Below are 4,214 nucleotides of genomic sequence, written 5' to 3'. Positions count from 1 at the left end.
AGACTTCCACCCACAAATACTTTACGCTAACGAGCTGTTTTTATTATATTTACTGGTTTTGCGGGATTTTGAATAAAACATTATTTTATGACTGAGACAATTAAGAAAATTTTCAGATATAATAGTTTATGTTAGAATAAAAAGACAGAAATGGTCAACGTTGTTAACGTGGGAGGCGTGAGTATGTCAAGAAACGTTTTGATCTGTGGGAATGATTTGTTAGTGGAAGCAATTTTGCAGCATAATATCGTTCAAGATAAAGAAATTAGTTTTATTTGGTACCAAAAAGATGTTGAGTTTCCGCATTCTGTTCAGGATATTTTGAATTCTGCCGTAATGGCTAAAAATCTACGGCTAACTGCAACGAATACTCCAGAGTGGAATGATATTGATCTTTTGTTGATCGGAAAATCAGAAAGTGCAAGTGAAAAAGATTTGACATTTGAAGAAAGTTTACGTGCTGAAATTCACTGGACTCAACTTCTTATTAATCAGGCTATGGCTAATAATTTTGCCGGCAAAGTTTGCTTTTTAACTGAACACGGTGAGGAACAAGTTTTTTCTGCATTGCGTTTTTCAGGCTTACCTGATAATGCTATTTTTGGTTTAGGGACGTTGCCGTTATCGATGCTGGTTGAAAAAATGATCAGTAATATTTTAAAAATTGATGTGCGTCAGATCCATGTCAGTGTTTTGGGAACATTTGCAGATGCAGTTCCAGCATGGAGTAGAGGGTTAGTGGCAGGAACACCGTTACTGTCTTTGATCGCCCAAGAAAACAGTTTGTTTACTCAAAATGAACTTACAAAAATCGAGGAGCGACTGAAAGAAAGTTCAGAAAAAAGTTTGTTGCCGGTGATTTTAGCTAGTATCGACTGTGTTTTTGAGGCGCTATTTTCATCTTTTGCACAAATTATCCCATTAACACACCAAGTTCAAGTGGATGAGCAAAAAATTGCGATCAGCGAACCGGTTTTATTGTCAACACAAGGAGTTTCACAACTTCCAACTCTTAATTTGTCGGAAGATGAAAAACAGAAATTGGTAGATATTAAAGATCAGGTTTTAAGCCAGATTCAAAGTTTGATGAGTGGAAGATGAACTAATGAATACAGAAAATTATGAATACCCTTTAATGCCGGAATGGGATATTTCTGAAGTTATTATTGCGACAGATTTTTACCAGGCCGTAGAAAAGCTATATACTATTGGTATCAGTCGCGTTGAATTTTTAACAAAATACCGAAGGTTTCAGGAATTAGAGCCGGCAAAAATGACTCAGAAGCAATTAGACAAGAGGTTTAAGACGGCCTCAGGGTATAGTATCTATGCTGCAAGTCAGTATGTTTTGAAAAACGAACAAAAATTTCAGCGTTTCAAAACAAAAAAGGAATGAGTACAATGACTGAACAACAAAAGGAAATTTATCGACAGGTAACAAAATGGTTTCATGAAGCAAGAAATAGAATTTTGGAAGGAAGAGCACGTGGTCTGGATGTACAAAACAAAACGTCACGGCTTGATTTAGTAACAAACATTGATAAGGAAATAGAACGTTTTTTTAGAGAAAAAATCAACGAGAATTTTTCTGATTCAGCTATTTTAGGCGAGGAAGGTAATAAAGCCGACTTTAAATCGTCAAAGGGACTTTTTTGGGTGATCGATCCGATCGATGGTACAATGAACTTCGTTAAACAAGCGGCTGATTTTGCTAGCATGATCGCAATTTATCAGGATCAAAAACCATTATTAGGTTTTATTTATGATGTTATTCATGATCGCTTGTATTGGGGAGGACCGGGGATCGGAGTATATTGCAATAAAGAGCAGTTGCCGGCACCCAAAAACATTCAGTTAAAGGATGGACTGTTAGGTGTCAACGGACCAATGATGCTTACTAATTATCATAATTTACAGGAAGTTATTCGTAAAAGTGCGGGTGCACGGATCTATGGTAGTGCAGGGATCGAATTTATTCATGTTTTGACGGGTCAGTGTGTTGGCTATTTGTCACATTTACGTCCTTGGGATTATGCAGCAGGAAGTATTTTAGCAGAAAGTCTAAATTTGAGTGTGAAAACGATTGACGGCAAGCTCTTAGACGTGGTATCATCAGAAGATGTACTGGTAGCAACAAAAAATGCTTATATTGAAATATCGGCATTGATGTCTGCCAAATGATAGCCGATGACTGTGGCTTCATTGTCACAGCTTTTTTTATGCCAGGTTATGAAAATAATGTCAAAGTTTTCACAAAATCATGAAAAAACAATGATATTTTACCGTAAAGCCTATGAATGAAAGGGAGAACAAATTTTGAAAACACGTGATGATATTCGTAATGTTGCTATTATCGCCCACGTTGACCATGGTAAGACGACTTTAGTTAACGAAATGTTAAAACAATCCGATACACTTGATGAGCATACTCAGATCGGTGATCGTGCGCTTGATTCCAATGATATTGAAAAGGAACGTGGAATCACGATCTTGTCTAAAAATACTGCTGTTCGTTATAAAGACAAACAGATCAATATTTTGGATACACCAGGACATGCCGATTTCGGTGGTGAAGTAGAACGGATCATGAAAATGGTCGATGGTGTTGTCTTAGTAGTTGATGCTTTTGAAGGGACAATGCCACAGACACGTTTTGTTTTAAAGAAAGCTTTTGAGCAGCATTTGACACCGATCGTTGTTATTAACAAGGTTGACCGTCCAGGTGCTCGTCCAGACGAAGTAGTTGATGAAGTTTTGGATCTCTTTATTGAACTCGGAGCGGATGAAGAGCAACTTGATTTCCCAGTGATTTATGCTTCAGCTATGAATGGGACATCTTCATTAGATTCTGATCTTGATACTCAAAAACACACCATGGATCCAATTTTTGATACGATCATTGATACGATTCCTGCACCAATCGATAATTCTGATGAACCATTGCAGTTCCAAGTTGCTATGCTTGACTATAATGAGTTTGTTGGTCGTGTTGGTATTGGCCGTGTCTTCCGTGGAACTATTAAAGTTGGTGATCAAGTTACAGTTATGAAACTGGACGGAAGTCAGCAGAACTTTAGAGTTACTAAACTTTTTGGTTATTTCGGTTTACAACGATTAGAAATAAATGAAGCTCGAGCAGGTGATTTGGTTGCTATTTCAGGAATGGAAGATATTTTCGTTGGTGAAACTATCTGTCCTGTTGATAAGCCAGACGCTTTACCAATTTTACGGATCGACCCACCTACACTACAGATGAACTTTATTACTAATAACTCGCCGTTTGTTGGTCGTGAAGGTGATAAGGTTACTGCACGTAAATTAGAAGATCGGTTGAAATTACAATTACACACTGACGTTTCGTTGCGTGTTGAAGATACAGAATCTCCAGACACATGGGTCGTTTCAGGCCGTGGAGAACTTCACTTATCTATCTTGATCGAAACTTTGCGTCGTGAAGGTTTCGAATTGGCCGTTTCGCGTCCAAGGGTTATTTTGCGCCAGGTCAATGGCAAGTTATCCGAACCATTTGAAAATGTCACGATCGATACGCCTGATGAATATTCTGGTTCGATCATTGATGCTCTTGCTCAACGTAAGGGCGAAATGACTAACATGGAAACAGGTAACAATGGGCAAACTCGTTTGACATTTTCAACACCTACTCGTGGATTGATCGGCTTTGATTCACAATTTCTTTCAATGACGCGTGGATATGGGATCATGAATCATACATTTGCTGAATACAAGCCAGTGATCCGCAACTGGGAGCCCGGTCGTAGAAATGGTGCCCTTGTTTCTATTAATCAAGGTAAGGCAACCACATACGCTATCATGGGTGTTGAAGGTCGTGGGACTATTTTTGTTGATCCCGGTACTGAAATTTATGAAGGTATGATTATTGGTGAATCTTCTCGTGAACGTGATATTTCAGTTAATATTACTAAAGGTAAGAATTTGACCAACGTTCGTCAATCAAGTAAAGATCAAACTGCTTCTATCAAGATGCCAACTCATTTAACTTTGGAAGAGTCTTTGGAATTCTTAAATGAAGATGAATTGTTAGAGATCACACCAGAATCAATCAGATTGCGTAAGAGTATTTTAAATACCAATGCACGTGAAAAAGAAGCAAAAAAAGCAAAAAAAGAAACTAAATAGTCGTTTTTTAAGAGACTGGAAATAATGGTTCTTTATCAAGTGGTACTGATGAAATG

The 4,214-nt window shown here is 37.7% G+C and carries 4 protein-coding genes; all 4 read left to right on the top strand.

Annotated elements, in window-relative coordinates; translation table 11 throughout:
* Positions 1-183 precede the first annotated feature (183 nt).
* The 4 genes from FC65_RS09105 to typA all read left to right on the top strand — a co-directional run bounded on the left by FC65_RS09105 (position 184) and on the right by typA (position 4,158).
* Positions 184-1,101 (top strand): Rossmann-fold NAD(P)-binding domain-containing protein, encoded by a 918-nt coding sequence (locus FC65_RS09105; RefSeq protein ID WP_010494614.1) that lies wholly within the window; start codon positions 184-186, stop codon positions 1,099-1,101.
* A gap of 4 nt (positions 1,102-1,105) precedes the next feature.
* Positions 1,106-1,396 carry a UPF0223 family protein gene (locus tag FC65_RS09100; protein ID WP_056972430.1) on the top strand — a complete coding sequence of 97 codons (291 nt, stop codon included), beginning with the start codon at positions 1,106-1,108 and terminating at the stop codon, positions 1,394-1,396.
* Between the two features lie 5 nt (positions 1,397-1,401).
* On the top strand, positions 1,402-2,181 hold the full coding sequence (locus FC65_RS09095; RefSeq protein ID WP_010494610.1) for an inositol monophosphatase family protein: 780 nt from the start codon (positions 1,402-1,404) through the stop codon (positions 2,179-2,181).
* Between the two features lie 135 nt (positions 2,182-2,316).
* A complete protein-coding gene (typA, locus tag FC65_RS09090; protein WP_056972429.1) occupies positions 2,317-4,158 on the top strand; it encodes a translational GTPase TypA in 1,842 nt (613 codons plus the stop codon).
* Positions 4,159-4,214: the final 56 nt, after the last annotated feature.

Source organism: Ligilactobacillus acidipiscis DSM 15836 (assembly GCF_001435755.1).
Lineage (GTDB): Bacteria > Bacillota > Bacilli > Lactobacillales > Lactobacillaceae > Ligilactobacillus > Ligilactobacillus acidipiscis.
Note: the sequence above shows the minus strand (reverse complement) of the source record. Positions and strands in the feature narration are given on the sequence as shown.

What these genes read in the sequence shown, in the direction of transcription:
- FC65_RS09100 (WP_056972430.1), top strand. Translation starts at nt 1,106, where the DNA reads ATGAATACAGAAAATTATGAATACCCTTTAATGCCGGAATGGGATATT.
- FC65_RS09095 (WP_010494610.1), top strand. Translation starts at nt 1,402, where the DNA reads ATGACTGAACAACAAAAGGAAATTTATCGACAGGTAACAAAATGGTTT.
- FC65_RS09105 (WP_010494614.1), top strand. Translation starts at nt 184, where the DNA reads ATGTCAAGAAACGTTTTGATCTGTGGGAATGATTTGTTAGTGGAAGCA.